This window comes from Pseudomonas sp. ChxA, from assembly GCF_030263855.1.
In the GTDB taxonomy this organism is placed as follows: Bacteria; Pseudomonadota; Gammaproteobacteria; order Pseudomonadales; family Pseudomonadaceae; genus Aquipseudomonas; species Aquipseudomonas fluorescens_CB.
Window position 1 is genome coordinate 698,366 of sequence record NZ_JARPMK010000002.1, and the last position, 22,412, is coordinate 720,777.

Below are 22,412 nucleotides of genomic sequence, written 5' to 3' on the forward strand. Positions count from 1 at the left end.
ATTTCACGCGTTTTAAGGGCATTCCGTGGACAGAGAACAGCTAGAGAAGAACCAGATTCCCGTTTACTTCGTCGCGGTCATTGTCGCGGCTATCGGGGGCCTGCTCGCACCTGATGCCTCTCAAGCGTTAGGTGCGTTGGTGACACCAGCCATCGCTGTGCTGATGTACGCCATGTTTCTGCAGATCCCATTCTTGGATCTTCGCAAAGGGCTTGCAAACAAGCGTTTCATGACCGCGCTGCTGACCGCCAATTTCGTCGCCATCCCCCTGTTGGTTTGGGCGTTGACGATGGGCCTAGCCGACCACCCGGCGATTTTGGTGGGCGCACTATTGGTCTTGCTGACGCCTTGTATCGATTATGTTGTTGTGTTTACCCATATCGGTAAGGGCGACTCCAAACTGACTCTGGCGGCAACACCATTACTACTCGTGCTTCAGCTTGTGCTACTACCCCTCTATCTAGCCTTCATGGTGAGTGATGACTCGGCGGTGGTTATATCGGTCGGCCCATTTGTTGAGGCCTTCGTAGTGCTGATCGCTTTACCCTTGGTCTTGGCAGTAGCAACAGCTGCCGGGGCAAAGGGGTCACGCATCGTTGAGGGCTGGAACAATGTATGGGCTTGGATGCCTGTGCCAGCTATGGCGGCTGTATTGGTCGTAGTGATCGGCTCTCAGATTTCAACGGTGGTCAGAGACATGGACAAGCTGCTGCCTGTTATTCCCGTCTACATTGGTTTCATGCTCTTGGCACCCGTGGTGGGTGCGCTGGTGGCTCGGGCGTTTAAGTTACCGGCTAGCACGGCAAGATCTGTCGCTTTCAGCAGTTCGACACGAAACTCATTGGTAGTTCTACCATTGGCATTGGCCTTGCCCGAGGAAATCAGAGGGCTCGCTGCGGCAGCAGTGATTACTCAAACGCTGATTGAGTTGGTCAGCGAACTAATTTACATCCGAGCAATTCCTGCTTTGGTGTGGCGCAAAATGTAGATGCCAGGGAAGACATAAGCACAAAACACCCTGCGCGATTAAACAGGTGCCCACCTGTGCGGCAGCAGCTTGTTAATCTCACTCGCGCGCCGCGTCGGCAGGCGCGTGAGAACATCCTTTAGATAGGCGTACGGATCATGGCCATTCAGCCGCGCTGACTGGATCAAGCTCATGATCGCCGCAGCCCGTTTTCCGCTGCGTAGCGACCCGGCGAAGAGCCAGTTCTTGCGCCCAAGAGCCCATGGCCGGATCTGGTTGTCGGGTAGTCAGACGCGGTTGCCCGCGTCCAACCCCCTAAGAACCGTGCATGCGAGTTTCCCAGCACACGGCTCAAGCCTCTGCTAAGGCGCCATTGGGCACCCGGTTATACATCGTCGACATTGGCAAATTGCACATCTCGTGGGCAACGCAGGTGGTAAATCTCAAGATTAGCCGCAGCGTCCGTCCCGCCATGACCTAGCTTCACAATATGGCGACTGTGCCACGGTGTGTCTTTGGTCACCGGCTTGAAGCAGGCGCAGCACCTGCCGCCCTGTTGCACCCATACCCGATACAGCTTGGCTCGACCTTTAACGGAAGTGAGCATCTTCTTGCCCCAGCGGGACTCGAAGTACTCATCCCATGCAGGGTCGTGAGGGTTGGCAGCAGCCTTAATCTTGATATGTCGCACAATCGGTGTGTCTGAGGCGTCTACTAGCGTGTACTGACGCTTCCGACCATCGGCGGATTTTTCAGTACACGAGAACACCCAACGGCGCGCCCCTTGTACTTTGAAATACCGATCCTTCACCCATCGGCGTGTCTTGCGAGGGTGGCGACGTACCGCCCATCGCCAGAGCATTTCCCACACTGCGCTGTCCACCTGGTTGAAGACCTTCTTGGCGACGACATGACTGTGATAGTTCGCCCAGCCCCGTAGAACCGGGTTGAGCAAACCTATCAAGTTAGCCTGTCGTATCGTTTTGTTGGTCTTGATCAACTCTCGCAGCTTGGCAAGTAGAGCCCCGATGTTCGCCTTGGACGGCTTGATCAGGAGCTTGCCGTTGTACTTGCGCAGGTTCCATCCGAGGAAGTCGAACCCGTCCCCTATGTGCGTTATCTTGGTTTTTTCCGGAGAGAGGACAAGTCCACGCTCTGCCAGAAATTCAACCACGGCGGGCCTGACTTCATTCTCCAGCCATTCTTTCGAACAACCAGTGATGATGAAATCATCTGCATAACGCACCACGCGCATTTTTCGGGCTGTCCACTTCGCGTTGGGAAATCTCTTCGCCAGCATCGCTTCCAACCCATCCAGCGTCATGTTCGCCAACCCCGGGGATATGATGCCTCCCTGCGGGGTTCCGGCGTGGCTGGGGAATAGCTGCTTTTGGTAGACATAACCAGCCCGGAGCCATTTCTGCAAAATCGCCTTGTCCATGGGAATGTTGGCGATCAACCAGTCATGGCTGATATTGTCGAAACAGCCTTGAATGTCGCCCTCTAACACCCATTCCGCGTTTGCTTTTCGTGACAGCACACCAAAGCACTGTGCGACGGCATCCGCAGTTGAGCGTTCCGGCCTGAACCCATAAGAGTTCGGGTCGCCGGTAGTTTCCGCTATCGGTTCCAGAGCCAGCAGATGAAGCGCCTGCATGGCCCGGCATTTCATCGCGGGAATTCCAAGAGGTCTCGTTTTGCCGTTTTTCTTCGGAATAAGCACTCTCCGAAGCGGGAGCGGCGAGTAACCTCGCCGCGTCAACGACTCTATCGCGCCGAGCTTGGCCCTAGGCGTATTCCAAGTAACCTTGTCCACGCCGGGGGTATTTTTGCCTTTGTTTTCAGACACCCGTTTCACAGCAAATGCCTTGCCACTGAACGAGTGAGTCAGCAGCCATTGCAGGGCTTTCACCTTGTTATGTCTGCCATCTTGTACAGCCTTCACAATACGCGCTTGCAGCCCTCTGACACGACGTTGTACGGCGATCCAATCGATGCTGTCCCACGACGTGCCGGAAGGTGCACACGCCAATGCTGCTGCGTTCATTTGCTCTCCTTCCGTTGAAAGGGTTCTACCTACTCTCGTGTGAAGAGAGACCATGAGGACGTCTGCCCGCTTTCGCGTGAAGTGATGTTTCAACCTCTATCCAACCCATTACAGGACGGCGTTCGCTTTTTCCTCGTTCCTTCGCCCGCACCGCCATGGGCAATTTTTACAAACGGCTTTCCCTGACGGGAGCGATACGGGATTTCCACGTTCCGCTTACTGAAGTGCGTCGGGTTAGGTGCCTGCTATCGACCGGGAGGCATGTGGGTCACGAATGCGTAGTAGAAAGACGCAGTTCCCACCTCCATTACCATTTTGGTTCGAGCGTGTAAGCCATTTCCGCTCGCTTAATTTAACGATCGTTGCGCAGATTCACGTGTGTTCACCATACCAACTATCTAGCACTTGTCCGGCCATGGCTGCCAGAAGGGTACGCCTCTCACGATTGGTACCCCGCACCTTGCGGCGCCTCGTAACATTGTCGAAGGCGCTCTTGATTCAGCCTTCTAGATTCACCCGGTGACACGGGTGGTTCCCACCAAGGGGGAACAACTTCATTAAGCGACTTCGTGTCGCACCTCCGCCCAATTATTATCAATGGGAACCGCCCCGTCATCGAGGTAGCGCGACAGCGCTGCCCAGCGTTTAAGGCTGTAATCGAGCGCTCTGCTGATGGCCGAACCTTCGGGCACAAGATCACGCTGCGCGTTCATCCAGGCATGCAGCCTATCCTTCACCGGTACGGCTTTTTCTTGCCGTATTCGGCGCCGTAAATCCGGCTCCAGGTCTCTGACTTCTCTTTCGATTTCGTACAACAACTGGATATAGCGCAGGGCTTGCTCGGCGAGCGTGCTTTTATTCGTAGCGTGCAGTTCAAAGAACTTGCGCCGTGCATGGGCCATGCAGCCGATCTCGGTCACGCCGAGTTCAAAGCTGGCCTTGTAGCCGCCAAAATCGTCGCAGACCAACTTGCCATTCCAGTCCTGAAGGAAGTCGCGAGCATGCTCTCCGGCGCGACTGGGGCTGAAGTCATAAACCACCGCTGCCACATCCGAGAACTGGCTGGTAGCGTAGGACCACACATAGGAGCGGTGGGTTTTCTTTGTTCCCGGCATGAGCATCTGCACCGGTGTTTCATCTGCGTGGATGATTTGTTGCCCAAGCACTACTTCGCGCAGCGCATCGACCAGCGGCTGCAACTGAACTCCGGTCACGCCAACCCATTGAGCCAAGGTTGAACGTGGAATCGCCAAGCCCGCTCGACCTAAGATCGATTCCTGACGGTAAAGCGGCAGATGGTCAGCAAACTTGGCGATCATGACGTGTGCGAGCAGGCCCGAAGTCGGGATGCCCTTATCAATGACCTGCGGCGGAACCGGTGCCTGGATCAGCGTTTCGCAGTTATCGCAGACCCACTTGCCACGGACATGGCGTTCGACGGTGAACACGCCGGGCGTGTAGTCCAGCTTCTCGCTAACGTCCTCACCGATGCGCTTCAGGGCGCAGCCGCATGGGCGGTGAGTGTTGTCCGGTTCGTGATGGATCAACGTTCGCGGAAATTCTGCCGGCAATGCCGTGCGCTTGGGCCTTAGCTTTTCCTCGGTCGCCTCTGGTGCTATTTGCAACGCCTGAAGCTCGGCCTCAATCGCCGCGATATCAGTATCGATCAGGTCATCTAGCAGGCTGGCCTGTTCAGGATTCATCTGCTCGCTGCGCTTGGCAAACTTCAAACGCTTGAGCTGGGCGATCTCGTGGGTCTGTTTCTCAATGACTGTTTGATCACGGTTGATTTTCTTGCCCATAGTGTCGACTTGCGAGAGCAACTGCGCTGCGAGGACGCGCAGTTGATTGGGAGACAGTTGGTCGAGATTGGGCGAAGAAGTCATACGCCGGACTTTGCCAGAGCGGGCGTTTCGCGACGATAGACCGATAGGCTAATGGCTGCCGTTAAAGCAGTGTGATCGAGCCTCCAGAACCTGCGCGTTGCCATGGCAGCCCCAGCAACAACGTTTGAAGTTGCTCGGCATCCAGTTCCATCTCAGGACCATGGCGGATGCCAGGCCAGTGGAACTTGCCTTGGTTTAACCGGCGCGCCGCCAGCCATATTCCGAAGCCGTCATGCACCAGCACTTTCATGCGATTGGCGCGGCGGTTGGCGAACAGATAAGCGCAGTGCGGCTGCGCCGCACCGAACACCGCGATCACCTTGGCTAGCGCCGTTTCGGTGCCTGCGCGCATGGCCATCGGTTCGGTGGCGAGCCAGATGGAGTCGATGTGAATCATCGCAGAATATCTCGAAGAAAAGTCGCGCAGGCGGCAGCACTTTCAGTGGGCCAGTCCACTTTGATGATGGCGCGCGGGTGCTGTATTTCAACGCAGATATTCGATGATGCTGGATGGGAGTTCGCCCCCGCAGGTGGGTGTGCCGGAATTTTCTGCGTTTGCAGCCGAATCCATTTGTGGACGAGGTTTGCGTTGAGGCTATGGCCGAGCGCGACGCTGGCAATCGAAGCGCCTGGTTGGGCGCACTCTTGAATGATCTGGGCTTTGAAGGATTTGGAATAGGAACGGCGTGTTGGCTGCATGAAATACCCGCTTGAAAGGCTAGAATTGGTGTCCACTTAATTTAAATGCACACCATGTCTTCGCTTTGCAGAGCTGGGTAGATGACCTGGCCGGACGGTTACCCACTTTATTCTGACTCCGCAGATCATTATCACGGGTTTTTAAGACTTTACTCCGCGCAGTGGGGCTACGGTATATGGCTTTACCCAACACCTTGCAACAGGCATTTCGACGGTGATGGCGGATTGGGCAAAAGCAGCCAGTGAGGGTGTTTTTTTGGCTATGCCGGCAGCTCTCAGATTACTTGCCTGCAGTTGATGGCCAAGAAAATCGCCGTGATTCAAAGCACGTCGGGAGATGTGCCAGATTCTGGTCTCGACTCGCTGAACCAAGATGGTGATTCAGTTGAAATGACACTTGCAAGGCAGCTCATTGCTTCATAGTTTGACGGCCACCTTCGGGTGGCCATTTTTTTATAACGATCCCAATTTACCAGCGGCCAACTCGACACTTCAAAAACCATGCGTCCTGGAAAACCTATTTCCTGATGCACCTAAGAGACTGGTTTGAGAGGGTGTATTCGCTTTTGCGCGAGGACGCCCATGAACCTACCACGCCCTACTCGAACCACAGCGATACTCAGTCTGTGCCTTGCATTATTGGCAGGCATTCTGTGTTATGAGCATCATCAACTCTCCCAACTCCGCACCAGCTTGGCTGCGACTGCAGACAAAGAGTCGCTCGATGCGTTGTTGACGCGGCTTGGCAAAGTCGATGAGCGACTGGGCACGGTAGCCGGCAACCACCTGGTGACCAACGAGGACTTCCGAGCCGGGCAGCAGGCTTTATCGAATCGAATTGATGCCGCACAAGCGTATGCAAAGCAAGCGACGGAGTCAGCGCAAGAAATCTCTCAAAATGCTGCGTCTGCTGGTGAATTGCTAGTCCTCAAAGCCAGCGTCGAAACACTCGATAGCCGTCTTCAAGAACTCAGTCAGTCACGCATCAAACAAACCACTGCTGTGCCCCTCAAGCCCAAGCCTAAGCCCGTTGCCCGCCAACCAAAGCGGCCAAAACCGCCCGCTACCGCCACTGTCACACCGCAAACACCCCCTTTTACCGTTGTCGGTATCGAGTATCGCGGCGGTGAACGCTTTTTGTCCGTAGCACCGCCTGGCAGCACGCAGTTGAATCAAATTTACCTTATCCGACCTGGTGACGCTGTGGCGGGCACCGCCTGGCGACTCAACGCGCTGGACGGAAGATCCGCACGCTTTGACGTGGCCGGAACACCTCAAACCGTAACCGTCGCGCAATAGGACCTCCTTTATGCACTCCCCTACCACTTCCTCGAAAACAATGAAGCCCAGGAACATTTTGGGTTTCATTGCAGGCTTGGCCACCTTCGCGTTTGCATACGGCTGTCATGCGGCTTCGGGGCAATCAACGTCGATCTCGAACACTCAGAACAGTGAAGTTCACAACTCTTCTCAAGGAGCAAGTCAGACAGAACTCGCCCGCGAGTGGGGATTGACCCCCCAAGAATGGTCCCGTTTTCAAACTGTGATGGAGGGTCCTCGCGGAATCTATTCGCCAGGCCTGGATCCTCTGACAGCACTTGGCATCGAAGCGAAGTCGGAGGAGGAGCGGCGACGCTATGCAGAGCTGCAGGTGCGAGCCGAGCGACAGCGTATCGATAAGGAACTGGCGTACCAAAGGGCCTATGACCAAGCCTTCGCACGTCTTTACCCCAATGAAAAAGTCATCCAACTATCGTCCAACCCTGCATCTGCTCCTGGCTCGGGAGCGTTAACTGCTGTGAAAGGCACTGGACGACTAGCCGTTTTTGTTCAAGACAGTTGCAACGCATGTATTGACCGCGTCAAAGACTTACAAAACCAGAAACAGTCCTTTGATCTGTACTTCGTTGGTAGTCAAGGTGATGACGAAATAATTCGCCGCTGGGCCATCTTGGCTGGAGTCGAACCGGCCAGCGTGAGAAGCCGACAGATCACATTGAATCACGATGCCGGTCGATGGCTTGGCCTTGGACTCGGCGGTGAGCTGCCGGCCGTGGTACGCGAGGTGAATGGACAATGGCAGCGTCTGTAATTCGCGCGGCTTTAACGGGGGGGCTACTGCTCACCGCGGCATTTGCTAACGGTGCCGAGGTTCCGCCACCGGCCTATCAGTTGATTGCCCTGCCTGCCGGCGTTCCGTCCGAGGTGCTGTACTCCGTTGCACTGCAAGAGAGTGGCACCCGACTTCGCGGCCAGATCGTCCCCTGGCCCTGGACGTTGAATGTCGCCGGCGCCGGATATCGCTTTGCGACACGCAGCGATGCTTGCAGAGCGTTGATGATCGCCCTTCAGACCGCAGGCCCAAATAGAGTCGACGTCGGGCTTGGACAAACCAACATCGGTGCCAACGGCCACCGTTATAGCTATCCCTGCGAAGGGCTGGATCCGTACAAAAACCTCTCGGTTACGGCCCAGATCCTGGCTGAGCAAAAAGCCAAAGGAGGCGACTGGATCACCGCTGCTGGTCGGTACCACCGCCCTGCCGGAGGCGAACCCGCTGCCCGATACCGACGAGCTTTTGCCAAACACCTCAGCCGGGTCACCGGTATCAACCTGATGGCGAATAATCCATGAATAGATTGCTGCATCTGCCTGTTTTGCTGTCTTTGGCCTCCCCCATGGCAGTGCATGCCACCTCGCTGATTGTTGTTGAAGACCGAGGGGGTGTTTCCGCTCTGCCCTACTACCAGTACTTGGCTCCAGAACCTACTGAGCAGTCAGCACAGTCAGAGAATATTGGTGTGCGTGGGCAAGGCTCGTTTCCAGTGCGCTCTGACCAACTGACACCCGGGCAGGTACAGGGCCGGGTAATCAATGCACCTGGCCTGCAACCATTGTTTCTTGTAGGCGACGATGAAAGCTCCAGAAAGTGGTTATCACAGCGCCGCGATCAGTTACAGCAACTGCAGGCAGTGGGCCTTGTGGTTAACGTGGCCAGCGCCGAGCGGTTTGCCGAAATCCAACGATGGGCAGGAAATCTACAGTTGGTCCCGGCTCCATCAAATGATCTGGCACAGCGCTTGGGAGTCCAGCATTACCCGCTGTTGATCACTGCCACAACGATCCAGCAGTAACCAGGGTATGGCCTCTCTTACGCACATCACCTTGGTCATCAAGCAACCAGATGACCCACGAGCAGGCCAACTGCTTTTTGAACAGGTCACCTATGTCGCCAAGCTCTATGGCGGCACCGTCATCGCCCGCGTACCTGGTGACGAGGTGGAGCTATGTCAGCGGCTAAAAGAACGACTGCCCGAGGCAGTTGAGCAAGCGAGGCAAGAGTTGGCCAATTCATCATCACGCATGAAAGGAGGATCCCGGCCCCATGAAGCTGACCAAGAAGCAACGCTGCGAGCTTCACGCTAAATTCGCGGGCCATTGCGCATACTGCGGTGTGCTGTTGGGTGACCGGTGGCATGCGGACCACATGGAAGCAGTATGGCGAGAACCAGAGAGGGTGGACGGCAAGTACTCCGGTGCCATCATTTTGGGGCGGCCAGAGAACCACGCCATCAGCAACATGATGCCCGCGTGCGTGCCGTGTAATTTGAGCAAGGCAGCGATGCCACTAGAAGTCTGGCGAGAGCGCATTGCTGGACACGTCAACTCCCTTAACAGCTACCACCCCATATACCGCCTGGCCAAGTCCTATGGGCTGATCGCTGAGACAGGCAAGCCAGTCGTTTTCCATTTCGAAACAGTGGGGCCATTGTCCCCTTTCACTCATAGGAAGTGATCCATGACCACCTCCTACACCATTGAGTCGTTACTACGCCCTGCTGTTGAGCTGTACACAGTTTGCGTATGTGCCGCTGCGGCGTTGCTCTGTATTTTCGCGCCCTGGGCGGTTGCTCTGACGCCTTTATTCGGCATGGTTGCCGGTACAGGCTTTCTGGGTCTAGGGTTCGTCCGCCTCAAACAAGCGTTGGTAGTGCTGCGTTACCGGCGCAATATTCGGCGCCTACCCCACTACACCATGACCAGCAAAGACATGCCGGTCAGCAATGAGCGGCTATTCATCGGTAAAGGCTTTCGCTGGACCCAAAAACATACTCAGCGGTTGATGGAGACTTACCTCCCAAAGTACGCCGAGTATGTCGAGCCCACGTCTATCTATACCTTTGCTCGCAGAATTGAGGAGCGTCTGGAGTTCGCACCCTTTCCACTCAAATTGCTGTCAAAGGCTACCTCGTGGGATGTGCCATTTAACCCGGCGCGTCCACTTCCTCCAGTCGGGGGGCTACCGCGCTTACACGGTATAGAGCCGAACGAAGCGGATGTCAGCCTGCCACTGGGTGAGCGGGTTGGACACTCCCTTGTATTGGGGACTACTCGTGTTGGAAAAACCCGCTTGGCAGAGTTGTTTATCACCCAAGACATCAGGCGTACCCGCCGTAGCCCCCGGCGCCGCGTTCATATGGGGCGCCGCGTGCAACCCGTTCATCGAAGCCAGCGCAATGTAGAAATGGACCTGGACCGCGAAGTGGTGATTGTCTTCGATCCTAAAGGCGACGCAGACCTCCTGAAGCGCATGTACATCGAATGCAAGCGCGCAAACCGACTGGAGGAATTCTACGTGTTCCACCTAGGCTGGCCCGATCACTCCGCTCGCTACAACGCCGTCGGCCGGTTTGGTCGGATCTCGGAGGTTGCCACCCGCATTGCCGGCCAACTTTCGGGGGAAGGCAATTCCGCGGCATTCCGGGAATTCGCCTGGCGTTTCGTCAACATCATCGCGCGCGCCCTCGTGGCACTGGGACGTCGGCCGGACTATGAACAGATCCTCAAGCATGTGACAAACATTGACGCGCTGTTTATTGAGTATGCGCAGAAGCACTTTGCTGAAAATGATCCCAAAGCCTGGCAAACCATCGTTGAGCTGGAAGGAAAGATCGATCGTAAGAACCTCAGTTTCGCCATGAAGGATCGACCGCTACGCGTGGTGGCCCTGGACATGTACCTCACTCAGCAACGCATCTCCGACCCAGTGATGGAGGGTCTGCGATCAGCCGTACGCTATGACAAAACCTATTTCGACAAGATCGTGGCCAGCCTTCTGCCATTGCTGGAAAAACTGACCACAGGCCGGATTGCAGAGCTGCTATCTCCCGACTACATGGATCTTGAGGACCCACGACCAATCTTTGACTGGATGCAGATCATCCGCAAACGGGCAGTGGTCTATGTCGGCCTGGACGCTTTATCTGATACAGAGGTAGCTGCAGCGGTGGGCAACTCGATGTTCAGCGACCTGGTGTCAGTTGCGGGTCACATCTATAAGTTTGGCATCGATGATGGCTTGCCCGGGGCCACCGGCGGCAAGGTAGCAATTAACGTACATGCGGACGAATTCAACGAACTGATGGGCGATGAATTCATACCGATGATCAACAAAGGCGGTGGTGCCGGCATGCAGGTCACGGCCTATACCCAAACCATGAGCGATATTGAGGCAAAAATCGGTAACCGGGCTAAAGCTGGCCAAGTCATCGGTAACTTCAACAACCTGTTCATGTTACGTGTACGTGAGACTGCAACCGCCGAGCTGCTGACCAACCAGTTGCCAAAGGTCCAGGTGTTTACCAGTACACCAGCAAGCAGTGCAAACGACGCTATTAACGGCAACACCGCTTTCACCTCTAACACTCACGATCAGATCCAAAGTGTCAGCGTACCGATGATCGAACCGGCGCATGTGGTTGCCCTACCCAAGGGGCAATGCTTTGCCCTGATAGAGGGCGGGAATTTGTGGAAGATTCGTATGCCGTTGCCGGCAAGCGATCCCGATGAAGTGATGCCCAAGGATCTTCAGGCCTTGGTTGAGGGCATGCGTAAAGGATCCGGAACCAGCAGCGACTGGTGGCAAGCACCGGGATATGACGCACTAAGTGAGTCGCTTCCTGATGACTTGGTAGACGACTTCCGCCAGATGGCCAATAACGGAAAAGCCGCATAGGCTTGAAGGAACAGAGCCATGGCCGATATCGCGGAAAAAGCCCAGCAACAGCAGGAAGGTCAAAAAAACTTCCTGGGCATGCTGTTCTCTACCCCTTTTCATTTCTTGGGGGTGATGTTCGGCTCCTTGCTCGGCGCCATCGTCGTTGAATGGCTTTGCATGTACACGTTCTGGCCGGATGCCGGCTGGAAACATGCTCAGCAGATGTTCCAACATGAACTGGGCTGGCTGTCCCAGGATCTGCTGCACAGCGTTGTCATCAAAGAACCGGGGCGTACGGCAACCTGGCTGGCACAAACGGTCTATGACTGGCTGATGGTGAAAACCGGCATGCAGGACAATATAAATGCACTGACACAGTACGCTCGCTCAACATCACCACAACAAACGGGAACCTTGAACCTTCGCTACGAACTCGGTCGGGCGATGATCAAATTCCAGGACTATGGCTTAGCCGCGTTATACACAGTCCTGACCTTCTGTGTGCGAATGGTCATTCTGACGTTGACGATTCCGCTGTTCGCACTGGCGGCGTTCACTGGCTTGGTCGATGGCCTGGTGCGGCGTGATCTACGAAAATTCGGCTCCGGCCGCGAGTCAAGTTACCTGTATCACAAAGCCCGGGGGACGATCATTCCGCTGACCATCGTGCCCTGGACGGTCTACCTGGCCATCCCCATCAGCATCAGCCCCCTTTTGATTCTGTTGCCCTGCGCCGTGCTGTTGGGTGTGTCCGTTTACATCACCGTTTCAAGCTTCAAAAAATACCTTTAGGAGCTGCCCATGCAGTGGACACAAGAACAGCAGCCCATCATCCATTCCACGGCTGACAAGCTACTGGTTCAGGCTTTTGCCGGTACCGGCAAAACCACCACACTGGTGGGCTACGCCACACAACACGCCTCGGTGAAAATGCTCTACCTCTGCTACAACAAATCCGTCGAGCTCGCTGCCAGGGGCCGCTTTCCACGCAGAAACGTGGTGTGTAAGACGGCGCATGGCCTCGCATATGCAGTCTATGGCAGTCAGTACGCCACCAAGCAGACCAATAACTTACGCCTGACGGACATCGCAAGGGCCATCAACACCCAGGACTGGGAGCTCGTGCGGGATGTCCTCAGCACGCTTAACAACTTCATGGCCAGCGCCGATGACGAGTTGGGCCGTGTGCATTTTCCCAGATTCCAGGGGCAACGAATGCTCACAAGTGCCCAGGAACGTTTCCTGAACAATGCTTTAAACGTGGCTAAAACCATCTGGAACCGGATGATCGATCTGCAGGACACAGCAATGTCGATCACCCATGACGCTTACTTGAAGCTGTATCAGCTAAGCAAGCCCGACCTGAGCGAACGATTTAACGCCATTCTGCTCGACGAAGGTCAAGACGTGAACCCAGTTATTGCCGACATAGTAAAAATACAACGGGTCCGCAAGGTGGCAGTCGGCGATCCCCACCAGCAGATCTATCGCTTCCGCGGCGCAGAAGATGCGCTCAACAGCGACTGGATGGCCGACGCCGAACGTCACTACCTGACCCAAAGCTTTCGCTTCGGCCCTGCCGTCGCGCATGTGGCCAACATCATTCTTTTTTACAAGGGTGAGACACGAAAGCTGCAGGGGTTAGGTTGCAATACCCTGGTTAAACGGGCTCTGCCTGAAGAGCTACCGCATCGCACGTTTATCCATCGTACCGTGACCGGCGTCATCGAGAACGCCCTGCAGCTGGTCGCAAGCAACCCCAAGATTTTCTGGGTCGGCGGTATCGACAGCTACTCGCTACGCGATCTGGAAGATTTATACCTATTCAGCCGCAACCGTAACCATGAGGTGCAGAACCGCAGGCTGTTGAGAGATTACCGGGACTTTTCACAGTACGTGGAAATAGCCGAGGTAAGCCAGGATACGGAGATGTTGCGATCGATCAAGATCATTACAGCCTATCCGGACCTGCCCCAGCGGATCCAAACCCTACGTTCCCGCTCTGTAGATAACGAGCTCGACGCCACCGTGACACTCACGACTGGGCACAAGGCCAAGGGGCTGGAGTGGGACTTTGTCAGCCTGTATGACGACTTTAGCGCTGATCCGCTTTCACCCGATATCGATCAAGGTCGTAAAGATGACGAGTTGAATTTGCTGTACGTGGCGGTGACGCGAGGGATGAAGATCCTAGCGTTGAACTCAATGGTGCTTTCTATCATGCAGCGCTATGTCGATGCTCGGACCTCTGCACTCCAACCTCAGAAATCACGCGCTTAGCAACAAACTATTTCAGATTGCTGGCACGCGCTTATTATTGAAACCCTGGTAGCTCTGCACATTGAGGACGTCGCCATGGGCCGTCAGAAATTTGAATACCACACTGAGTTCTCTCCCTTTCAGTACGTTGTCAGAACCAAAAAGCTCTTCATGTTCAAGTCCGAAGAGCCCACCACTGAACCCGACACCCAGGGTTTTCTGGAAGATTCTGAACGTCAAAACCGCCTTGCTCAATTAGGCAGCGAAGGCTGGGAGCTGGTCAGCGTGCAGCCCGTGGTCAAAGGAGAAGTCAAGGTTGGCAATCAAAACGCCCAAGGCTGGGCTTACGGATTCGCCTTGCCCATCGGGTATCTGCTGTTCTTCAAACGCCCTATCCACTGTGATTGATGGTGTCAGTACCGTCAGAAGAAATCCTTACAGTCCTGAATATGGTTTTCTTGCGGCGACCATAGCTTGATCACGGCAAGCTGACGGCATCAGGAATGACTAGAGCCCAGCCGTGATCCAGTACCCGCGTCTCACTGCACTCACTTGCCGACTTGCCTTGCCAGGCCTCATCGCACTTTTTGGATGCGGCCTGCCTGTCTCTCATGCGACCGCTGCTTCAGCCTCCGAACAGGCCAACCTGGACGTGATGATCCGCCAGTTGAATGCCTTAGAGGACACCGCACGTCGTAGCGCTCAAGTGGCCGACGAACCTGGCAAGCGTTACTTCTTCGATTACCAGCGTCTAGCAGGTGATATCGCTCGAATTCGTCATGGGTTGGAGGGCTATCTAACCCCAACCCGAGCCCAGCCTCGTGATCCTGTTGAGCTGTCAGGCCAATACACGACCGAAGGACGCAAGCCATGAGCATGAGCGGCGCTCAGGCTGCTGCGTTTCAAGCGGCAGGAGGATTTCCTGCCTCGACGAGCTACCTGTTTTTCGTCGGCGTCGCTGTAGCCATCATCTTTATGTGGGGCGCCTGGGCTATCTGGAGCTGCTACCGAGGATGGGCCACTGGCAACCTTGATCGAACGATTGCCTCGACCTCGCTCGTCCGCATCCTACTGCTTTGCATGATCCTCACCACATTTGTTCTTAGTTGACCCTATGGGAGATACACCATGACTTCATTCTTAAAACCGGGCCGCATGCTGATCGGGTTGCTTGCTCTCCCCCAACTGGCCATGGCGGCTCTTCCGCAGTCTCAGCCTCCTACCCGGGGGGAAGGCTCTAACCTGATGCAAACCATGCAGAACTACGCCTTTGACGGTTTTACTTTGCTTGGCCTCATCATCTGCGCAGTCATTTTCAGTGGCGTTGCTTGGCATGCCTTCGGCACCTACCACGAAATTCAACTTGGCAAGAAAAAATGGGGAGATCTGGGGGCGACAGCCGCCGTTGGCGTCGCCATCCTCGGTGTCGCCATTTTTCTGGTCACCAAGGCTTCAAATATTCTTTAAAAGAGCCGTGGCCATGACAGAACTCTCAGACGATGGGACCCTGATTTTCCTCCCTGTGCGATTGAACAATCAGCCAGTCATCATGGGCGGCCTTACCGCTGACGAAATGTGGGCCACCTTGGCGTTGAGCACCGGCGCAGGGCTGGTTATCGGTATTCCGGCCGCGATATTGACCCAGATTTGGGCACTTATCATCGGCGCCGCCATGCTCTGTGCTGTCCTAGGGCTGTTTCTTGCCAGTCGTTTCTTGCGTCGGTGGAAACGCGGCCGACCTGATACATGGCTATACCGCCAGATGCAATTGAACATCGCGCGGTTCTTTCCTACCTGGAATAAAGCCCTGCTGATTACTCGTACAGGTGCGTGGACCTGTCATCGAACGGAGGTTCAATGACTTACCGTAAAAAAGTAGACGCCCAACTGGCCCACATTAACAGCCTGCGCATGGTCATTGGTTTTCTCATTGCCCTGGGTCTGTACATGGCTTATGGCTGGCAGAGCGCACCGCGTGACCTAACTGTTCATGTACCTCCAGATCTACGTTCAGGTAGCACCCGTAAGTGGTGGGATATTCCACCGGAGTCGGTATACGCCTTCGGTCTGTACATTTTTCAGCAGATGAACCGTTGGCCCGTTGACGGTGAAACCGACTACGAGGACAACATTACCCGCTTGGAAAGCTACCTGACTCCCAGCTGCAAAGCCTACTTGCAGAAAGATTTCGAGCTACGCCGCAATAGCGGGGAACTGCGCAAACGTGAGCGGGGTGTATTTGAAATTCCAGGCAGAGGCATCGACGATAAGTCTGAGCAACATATTGAACAGCACAGCATCAATGACTGGACCGTCAACCTGGACATCACCGCTGACGAGCACTACGGCGGGGAGCGCGTAAAGCGGGCATTTGCTCGCTATCCGTTAAGAATTATCCGATTCGACGTCGATCCCGAAAAAAACCCATTCGGCTTGGCCTGGGACTGTTATAGCAGTAATCCACAACGCATCGAAGTCTCCGCAGAAACGACCAGAGCAGGAGGCAAATGATGACACGCCGCCTACTGATCATCGGGCTCGTAGCCCTTCACTTCTGCGGGTTGGCCAACGCCGTCGAAATCCTGCGCTGGGATCGTATCCCTATAGCACTGCCCTTGATCGTGGGTCAGGAGCGTATTGTCTTTGTGGACCAAAACGTACGGGTGGGTCTGCCTCGTAACCTCGTCGACAAACTGCGCGTGCAGAGCACCGGTGGTGCCCTCTACCTGTTGGCGAAAGAGCCGATTGAACCGACTCGCTTACAGCTGCAGAACATGAACTCCGGTGAGATCATGCTCGTGGATATCATCGCAACGGTAGGGAAACCAAATCAGGTCGCATCCGAGCCGGCTAAAATTGTAGCCGGGGACAGTCCCGCCCCGCGTTACGGCCAAGTCAACGCCAAACCTACAAGCAACCATTCAACTTCTTCCACGGCCCAAGCCAGCGCTCAAGCCGAGGAGGATGAGGACGCGCCGAAACCGCGTCGTGAGACCCCTCTTCCGGTGGTCATGACGCGCTATGCCGCACAGATGCTTTACGCGCCCCTACGCACCGTTGAGCCCGTGGAGGGGATTGCTCAGATCAATCTGAAGCGCGGTTTGGACCTCACCACCCTAATGCCGATATTGCCGGTCGAAGCCTCTGCGTTGGGGTCGTGGCGGTTAGACGAGTATTGGGTCACGGCGGTGAAGCTACGTAACACAAGCGCCCAAAACCTCACATTGGATCCGCGTGACCTGATGGGTGACTTTGTCACCGCGACTTTTCAGCATCCCTACCTTGGCGCCAAAGGTGATTCCAGCGACACCTCGACGGTCTACTTGGTGACCCGTGGTCATGGTCTAGCCGAATCGTTATTGCCGGCCGCCATCAGCCAGATCGATCCGAAGGGAGGCCGTCGTGAAGAGTAATCCACTTGTTAAATACCTGGTCATACCGTTCGCGATCCTGGCGATATACGTAGTGGTCAAATTATTCAATCGCGAAAGTGCCGACCAACAGGTTCATGCGCCGGAAACGGTTGTACTTAGTACGAAGGAGGCTAAAAAGCTTGGGGTTGACGGAGATACACCCAGCGACACATTGCGCACCATTGTCGTGGAAAGCAGACAACTCAAGGACCAAGTCTCCAATGCTTTGAAGAACAATGACGAACTAAAGCAACAGAACATCGAGCTGCAAAAACGCCTGCAGAACATCGACCTCAACGTCGATAACAAACTGCAGAACGTTCAGCAAACGATGAAGCAGGAGGCGCAACAACAGAGCCAAACCCTCTTGGACACACTGCAGCAGCAGTACAATACCCTGAGCAGCAAATCGGGCAGTGGCAATGAGTCTGGATCTGATTTGCCGATCGGCTTCGGCGTTCAGCCAGGTGACGGTCAAGGCTTCAAAGGCGGACCTGGCGCGGACGTTGTTTGGATAGAGCCGCAGGACGCAACGCCGGTCGATGTCAACGGCAAGCCCATCGCTGCAGGGACAAATCAAACGGCAAGCGGCTTCAACTTCCCGACCTCTTTTGGCGAGTCCGTGGACCGAGGACAAAATGCACTGCGCACGGGCGCTCAAAGTGTTGCGAATGAAATCTCGCCACAGGAGGCCCGCAAACAGGTGCGCAAGGTCTACACCTTGCCGCAGAACTCGACATTGATGGGTTCGGTGGCCATGTCCGCGCTGATCGGCCGGGTGCCCATTGACGGCACTGTCAACGACCCCTACCCGTTCAAGGTATTGATCGGGCCGGACAATCTCACGGCCAACGGCATCGACTTGCCCGACGTCGCCGGCGCGGTGGCCAGCGGAACGGCTTCCGGCGATTGGACCCTGTCTTGCGTACGCGGTCAGATCAAAAGCCTGACGTTCGTCTTCAATGACGGCACTGTGCGCACGCTGCCACAACCTCAGGAAGAAACGAATAGCAGTCAAAATAGTAACAATCAGAACAATGGCAACCAAACCACCATTCAGGGTGGCCTGGGCTGGATAAGCGATGCCTATGGCATTCCTTGTATCAGTGGCGACCGCAAAAGCAACGCCTCGCAATACATTGGCTCGCAGGTACTGATTACCGCCGCCGGCGCAGGTGCTGCCTCCCTCATCAAGTCAGATGGAAACAGCGGCTCTTTTATAAACCCTCAGTCCGGGACCATCGGTTCTGTCGGCGGCTCGGGCAGTGAAGCCATGGGCAAAATTATTGGCCAGGGCGTCAATGACGTCTCCAGCTGGGTCAACAAACTCTACGGGCAAGCCTTCGCAGCGGTGTATGTACAACCCGGGGCAAAGATAGCTGTGCACCTGGACCAGCAACTGACCATCGATTACGAACTCAATGGCCGCAAGGTCAACTATCGCTCAGGAGCCCGTCATGTTTCGACTGCGCTTGACTAATCATGGCTTAAAACTAGGTGCATACCTGGCCATCGCCCTACTCGCCTCGGCCTGTTCCACCAACAAAGACGAATTGCTCCCCCATGGGGACCGCACAATGATGGACGTTTGGGATCAAGGCTCCAGCGGCTCAAGCAGCTCGAGCAGCCGCCAATTGCTCGATGCACGCCAAGATCTTCGTCGGCCTCTGGAGACGAGGGAAACAGACAACACCATGTTCACACGTACCGCACAAAACGAGATCTACAGCCAATTTAAACGCCTACCCAATCCCGACCTGGTGATGTACGTCTTTCCTCATTTAGCGGGTTCAGACCCGGCACCGATCCCAGGCTACACCACGGTGTTTCCGCTGTATCAGCGGGTGCAATACGCCATGCCTGGCGAACGCACGGAGGCATATTGATGGGTTTTTTTGAACGATTCAAAACGCGACGGGCGACAGAGCGTGTGGAACCTGGCGTAACACCAGGTTCGCCGTTATCTGACGATGTGCAGGGACCAGCAACCGAGACGTTTGAGGCTGCTACAGAGCGTTACTACGAACGCCTTGCTGCCATGGGTATTCCCTCGCCGAGCGATTGGCGTAACCCAAAGAAAAAGCCAGCCACAACCGCTGATGCTGACCGTCTATACCACGTCAACCCCTCCTTCGTAGACCTACTGCCGTGGGTAGATTACCTGCCTGCAGAAAAAGCCATGCTATTGGAAGACGGCGTGTCTCGTGCTGCCTTTTTTGAGCTGACACCGATTGGTACTGAAGGTCGGGATCCCGAATGGTTACGCAAGGCCCGCGACGCCCTGGAAAACGCCCTCCAGGACTCCTTCGACGAGCTTGAAACCTCACCCTGGGTGGTTCAGCTCTATGCCCAGGACGAAACCAGCTGGGACGATTACCTTCAGCAACTGCATGACTACGTTCAACCACGCGCACAAGGCAGTGCATTCACCGAGCTTTATTTGAAGCTGATGAAGCAACACCTGGAATCCATCTCCAAACCAGGCGGGCTGTTTGAAGACACCAAGGTCAGCCAACTGCCCTGGAGGGGCCAACAGCGCCGCGTCCGTGTTGTTGTCTACCGCCGTACCCAAGGCGCGCAAGCGGATGTGCGAGGCCAGGCACCAGGTCCTTACCTGAAAATCATCTGCGATCGCTTGGTGGGCGGCTTGGCGAACGCCGGCATTAAAACCCATCGCATGGATGGCCACGCCATTCGCCATTGGCTGATTCATTGGTTCAATCCACGTCCCGATCATCTTGGCCCTGCCGATGCAGATATTCGCCGCTTCTACGAATTGGTGTGCAAGCAAGCACCTGGTGCTGCAGAGGGCGAGCTGCCGCTCGCCAGCGGCACTGACTTCTCGCAAAACCTGTTTTATCGCGAACCACTGTCAGATATAGAGAAAGGTCTGTGGTATTTCGACGGCCTTCCCCATCAGGTGGTGATGCTTGACCGCTTGAGGGATGCTCCCAAGACCGGGCACTTAACCGGTGAAACCCGAAAGGGCGGTGATGCGCTCAACGCACTGTTCGACAAAATGCCAGAGGACACCATTCTCTGTATCACTCTCGTGATCACCCCGCAGGACATTCTCGAAGGGCATCTGGAACAGCTTTCACGCAAGGCAGTTGGAGACACTCAGGCCTCGATCCTGACACGCGAAGACGTCGCCACCGCCCGTCAGTTGCTCGGGCGCAAGCACAAGCTGTACAGAGGTAGCGTAGCGTTTTACCTGCGGGGTAAAGATGATGCCCAGCTGCACGAACGCAGTTTGCAACTCAGCAGCGCATTGCTGGGTGCGGGCATGGAGCCGGTGGAACCTCGGGATGAAGTGGCACCGCTGAACTCCTACCTTAGATGGCTACCCGGCAACTTCGACCCCAATGCGCGCAAAGCACTGGAGTGGTACGCACAACTGATGTTCGCCCAACACATTGCGAACCTGGCCCCCGTCTGGGGTAGGTCGACCGGAACCGGGCACCCGGGTATTACCCTGTTTAACCGTGGGGGAGCGCCGATAACCTTCGACCCGCTGAACAAGCTGGACCGGCAGATGAACGCGCATTTGTTCATTTTCGGGCCTACGGGTTCAGGTAAATCGGCCAGCGCGACAAACATCCTTAGCCAAATCATCGCCATCTATCGGCCACGTCTATTCATTGTGGAGGCTGGCAACAGCTTCGGCTTACTCGGTGATTTCGCCAAAAAGTTGGGTTTGACGGTAAACCGGGTTCGACTTGCACCTGGATCGGGTGTCAGCCTCGCGCCATTCGCTGATGCCGTGAAGCTCATCGAACCCAGCCAAAACGTGAAGATTATCCAAGCTGATGATCTTGAGGCGTCGGACGAACATCTGACTAGCCAGACCGAGGATGAACAACGCGACATCCTGGGCGAGATGGAAATTGCGGCCAGGCTGATGATCACCGGTGGTGAAGAAAAAGAGGATGCCCGTCTTACTCGTGCCGACCGTAGCGCCATCCGCCAATGCATACTGAATGCAGCGAAAAAATGCGTGACGGAGCAACGTATCGTTCTGCCGGAAGATATCCGTGAAGCGCTGCGAGAAATGGGACTCGAGCCCGGTATTCCAGACGCCCGAAGCTCACGATTCTTGGAGATGGCGGAAGCCTTGTCCATGTTCTGTATGGGCACCGAAGGCGACATGTTCAACCGTCCTGGCACCCCATGGCCAGAAGCGGACATTACCATTGTCGACCTTGCCACCTATGCGCGAGAAGGCTATAGCGCACAGATGGCCATCGCTTATATTTCCCTGCTCAACACGGTCAACAACATTGCCGAGCGTGACCAGTTTAAAGGCCGTCCGCTGATCTGCTTCACCGACGAAGGCCACATCCAGTTGAAGGTCCCACTCCTATCCCCCTACTCCGTCAAGATTACCAAAATGTGGCGAAAGCTCGGCGCCTGGTTCTGGATGGCCACCCAGAACGTTGACGACGTGCCGCCAGAGGCCTCAGCCCTGCTCAACATGATCGAGTGGTGGATGTGCTTAAACATGCCGCCTGATGAGGTGGAGAAGATCGCGCGGTTTCGTGAACTGACTCCTGCACAGAAGTCGATGATGCTGTCAGCGCGTAAAGAAAGCGGCAAATTCACCGAGGGCGTCGTGTTGTCCAAAAGCATGGAAATGTTATTCCGGGCGGTACCACCGAGTTTGTATCTGGCCCTGGCCATGACCGAGCCGGAAGAGAAAAAGCAACGCTTCGACATCATGCAAGCCAAAGGCTGCAGCGAGCTGGATGCGGCCATTGAAGTTGCTGCAACGCTTGACCGCTATCGCGGTATCGAACCTCACATCATTACTTTCCCCGAGCAAGTCACGGCCTTGGAGCGCCAAGCATGAGAGCATTGAATTCCCTGACCCAGAACCTTATAGAAAGTCTGACCCAGCTGCTTGAACAACCGGGTGAAGACGCCCTTCAAACCCTTGAGGTGTGTGCCCCCGTTTTGATAGAGCAACTGCAACAGGTTTTGGTTCGTGCGGTGGATCGTCGTGACATCGAGTCCCAACTTCACGCGGTGTTAGCCAATTGGCTGCTACAGCACCCACAACCCGAGAATGCTGAGAACGCTCTTCTTGAGGCCCTTCGTAAACAAGCGCTGCTTTCATCGAAGCCAGCAGAGGCTCGGGCATGAT

The 22,412-nt window shown here is 55.5% G+C and carries 24 protein-coding genes and 3 pseudogenes; 22 read left to right on the forward strand and 5 right to left on the reverse strand.

The window, feature by feature from the left end; genetic code table 11:
• Window positions 1-25: 25 nt before the first annotated feature.
• A complete protein-coding gene (locus P5706_RS28895) occupies window positions 26-988 on the forward strand; it encodes an arsenic resistance protein (protein WP_024073360.1) in 963 nt (320 codons plus the stop codon).
• Between the two features lie 38 nt (window positions 989-1,026).
• Here the strand turns inward: P5706_RS28895 and P5706_RS28900 are convergent.
• From P5706_RS28900 to P5706_RS28920, 5 genes and pseudogenes are all read right to left on the reverse strand, one after another.
• Window positions 1,027-1,248 (reverse strand): annotated as a pseudogene (locus tag P5706_RS28900) (transposase domain-containing protein); the annotation flags it as partial.
• A gap of 104 nt (window positions 1,249-1,352) precedes the next feature.
• Complete coding sequence (ltrA, locus tag P5706_RS28905) at window positions 1,353-3,014, reverse strand: group II intron reverse transcriptase/maturase (protein WP_024073359.1); 1,662 nt, start codon at window positions 3,012-3,014, stop codon at window positions 1,353-1,355.
• Window positions 3,015-3,592: 578 nt separating this feature from the next.
• Window positions 3,593-4,900 (reverse strand): annotated as a pseudogene (gene tnpC / locus P5706_RS28910) (IS66 family transposase); the annotation flags it as partial.
• A 61-nt stretch (window positions 4,901-4,961) separates the two neighbouring features.
• Window positions 4,962-5,297: an IS66 family insertion sequence element accessory protein TnpB gene (gene tnpB, locus P5706_RS28915; RefSeq protein WP_024073357.1), complete on the reverse strand. Its 336-nt coding sequence runs from the start codon at window positions 5,295-5,297 to the stop codon at window positions 4,962-4,964.
• Window positions 5,294-5,599: a transposase gene (locus P5706_RS28920; protein ID WP_093235877.1), complete on the reverse strand. Its 306-nt coding sequence runs from the start codon at window positions 5,597-5,599 to the stop codon at window positions 5,294-5,296. The genes tnpB and P5706_RS28920 overlap by 4 nt, the downstream gene beginning before the upstream one ends.
• Before the next feature lie 191 nt (window positions 5,600-5,790).
• Between P5706_RS28920 and P5706_RS37055 the strand changes: the two are divergent.
• The 21 genes and pseudogenes from P5706_RS37055 to P5706_RS29020 form a co-directional block, all read left to right on the forward strand.
• A pseudogene (locus P5706_RS37055) lies at window positions 5,791-6,022 on the forward strand (DEAD/DEAH box helicase); the annotation flags it as partial.
• A gap of 159 nt (window positions 6,023-6,181) precedes the next feature.
• Window positions 6,182-6,898, forward strand: coding sequence for a hypothetical protein (locus tag P5706_RS28925; RefSeq protein ID WP_024073356.1), 717 nt, complete (start codon window positions 6,182-6,184; stop codon window positions 6,896-6,898).
• Between the two features lie 40 nt (window positions 6,899-6,938).
• On the forward strand, window positions 6,939-7,691 hold the full coding sequence (locus P5706_RS28930) for a TIGR03759 family integrating conjugative element protein (protein WP_024073355.1): 753 nt from the start codon (window positions 6,939-6,941) through the stop codon (window positions 7,689-7,691).
• On the forward strand, window positions 7,676-8,233 hold the full coding sequence (locus P5706_RS28935) for a lysozyme family protein (RefSeq protein ID WP_008437382.1): 558 nt from the start codon (window positions 7,676-7,678) through the stop codon (window positions 8,231-8,233). The genes P5706_RS28930 and P5706_RS28935 overlap by 16 nt, the downstream gene beginning before the upstream one ends.
• Window positions 8,230-8,733 carry an integrating conjugative element protein gene (locus P5706_RS28940; RefSeq protein WP_008437383.1) on the forward strand — a complete coding sequence of 168 codons (504 nt, stop codon included), beginning with the start codon at window positions 8,230-8,232 and terminating at the stop codon, window positions 8,731-8,733. The genes P5706_RS28935 and P5706_RS28940 overlap by 4 nt, the downstream gene beginning before the upstream one ends.
• Before the next feature lie 7 nt (window positions 8,734-8,740).
• Window positions 8,741-9,025 (forward strand): hypothetical protein, encoded by a 285-nt coding sequence (locus P5706_RS28945; RefSeq protein WP_024073354.1) that lies wholly within the window; start codon window positions 8,741-8,743, stop codon window positions 9,023-9,025.
• On the forward strand, window positions 8,985-9,395 hold the full coding sequence (locus P5706_RS28950) for a hypothetical protein (protein WP_008437384.1): 411 nt from the start codon (window positions 8,985-8,987) through the stop codon (window positions 9,393-9,395). Before P5706_RS28945 ends, P5706_RS28950 begins: the two co-directional genes overlap by 41 nt.
• A 3-nt stretch (window positions 9,396-9,398) precedes the next feature.
• Window positions 9,399-11,615, forward strand: a complete 2,217-nt coding sequence (gene traD, locus P5706_RS28955; RefSeq protein WP_024073353.1) for a type IV conjugative transfer system coupling protein TraD — start codon at window positions 9,399-9,401, stop codon at window positions 11,613-11,615.
• A gap of 18 nt (window positions 11,616-11,633) precedes the next feature.
• Complete coding sequence (locus P5706_RS28960) at window positions 11,634-12,389, forward strand: TIGR03747 family integrating conjugative element membrane protein (RefSeq protein ID WP_008437388.1); 756 nt, start codon at window positions 11,634-11,636, stop codon at window positions 12,387-12,389.
• 9 nt (window positions 12,390-12,398) lie between these two features.
• Entirely contained in the window at window positions 12,399-13,877 is a 1,479-nt protein-coding gene (locus P5706_RS28965; RefSeq protein WP_008437391.1) for a UvrD-helicase domain-containing protein, read from the forward strand.
• 75 nt (window positions 13,878-13,952) lie between these two features.
• Complete coding sequence (locus P5706_RS28970) at window positions 13,953-14,264, forward strand: hypothetical protein (RefSeq protein WP_008437393.1); 312 nt, start codon at window positions 13,953-13,955, stop codon at window positions 14,262-14,264.
• Between the two features lie 157 nt (window positions 14,265-14,421).
• The gene (locus tag P5706_RS28975; RefSeq protein ID WP_178110642.1) at window positions 14,422-14,730 is read left to right on the forward strand and encodes an integrative conjugative element protein, RAQPRD family; all 309 of its coding nucleotides are present in this window, start codon (window positions 14,422-14,424) and stop codon (window positions 14,728-14,730) included.
• Window positions 14,727-14,966, forward strand: a complete 240-nt coding sequence (locus P5706_RS28980) for a TIGR03758 family integrating conjugative element protein (protein WP_008437400.1) — start codon at window positions 14,727-14,729, stop codon at window positions 14,964-14,966. Before P5706_RS28975 ends, P5706_RS28980 begins: the two co-directional genes overlap by 4 nt.
• Before the next feature lie 18 nt (window positions 14,967-14,984).
• On the forward strand, window positions 14,985-15,323 hold the full coding sequence (locus P5706_RS28985; protein WP_008437401.1) for a TIGR03745 family integrating conjugative element membrane protein: 339 nt from the start codon (window positions 14,985-14,987) through the stop codon (window positions 15,321-15,323).
• A gap of 13 nt (window positions 15,324-15,336) precedes the next feature.
• Window positions 15,337-15,717 carry a TIGR03750 family conjugal transfer protein gene (locus P5706_RS28990; protein ID WP_008437403.1) on the forward strand — a complete coding sequence of 127 codons (381 nt, stop codon included), beginning with the start codon at window positions 15,337-15,339 and terminating at the stop codon, window positions 15,715-15,717.
• A complete protein-coding gene (locus P5706_RS28995) occupies window positions 15,714-16,367 on the forward strand; it encodes a PFL_4703 family integrating conjugative element protein (protein WP_020302977.1) in 654 nt (217 codons plus the stop codon). The genes P5706_RS28990 and P5706_RS28995 overlap by 4 nt, the downstream gene beginning before the upstream one ends.
• Window positions 16,367-17,269 (forward strand): TIGR03749 family integrating conjugative element protein, encoded by a 903-nt coding sequence (locus P5706_RS29000; protein ID WP_008437410.1) that lies wholly within the window; start codon window positions 16,367-16,369, stop codon window positions 17,267-17,269. The genes P5706_RS28995 and P5706_RS29000 overlap by 1 nt, the downstream gene beginning before the upstream one ends.
• On the forward strand, window positions 17,259-18,749 hold the full coding sequence (locus P5706_RS29005; RefSeq protein WP_024073352.1) for a TIGR03752 family integrating conjugative element protein: 1,491 nt from the start codon (window positions 17,259-17,261) through the stop codon (window positions 18,747-18,749). Before P5706_RS29000 ends, P5706_RS29005 begins: the two co-directional genes overlap by 11 nt.
• The gene (locus tag P5706_RS29010) at window positions 18,727-19,155 is read left to right on the forward strand and encodes a TIGR03751 family conjugal transfer lipoprotein (protein ID WP_008437412.1); all 429 of its coding nucleotides are present in this window, start codon (window positions 18,727-18,729) and stop codon (window positions 19,153-19,155) included. Before P5706_RS29005 ends, P5706_RS29010 begins: the two co-directional genes overlap by 23 nt.
• A complete protein-coding gene (locus P5706_RS29015; protein WP_024073351.1) occupies window positions 19,155-22,118 on the forward strand; it encodes a conjugative transfer ATPase in 2,964 nt (987 codons plus the stop codon). The genes P5706_RS29010 and P5706_RS29015 overlap by 1 nt, the downstream gene beginning before the upstream one ends.
• Window positions 22,115-22,411 carry a hypothetical protein gene (locus tag P5706_RS29020; RefSeq protein ID WP_008437414.1) on the forward strand — a complete coding sequence of 99 codons (297 nt, stop codon included), beginning with the start codon at window positions 22,115-22,117 and terminating at the stop codon, window positions 22,409-22,411. Before P5706_RS29015 ends, P5706_RS29020 begins: the two co-directional genes overlap by 4 nt.
• Window position 22,412: the final 1 nt, after the last annotated feature.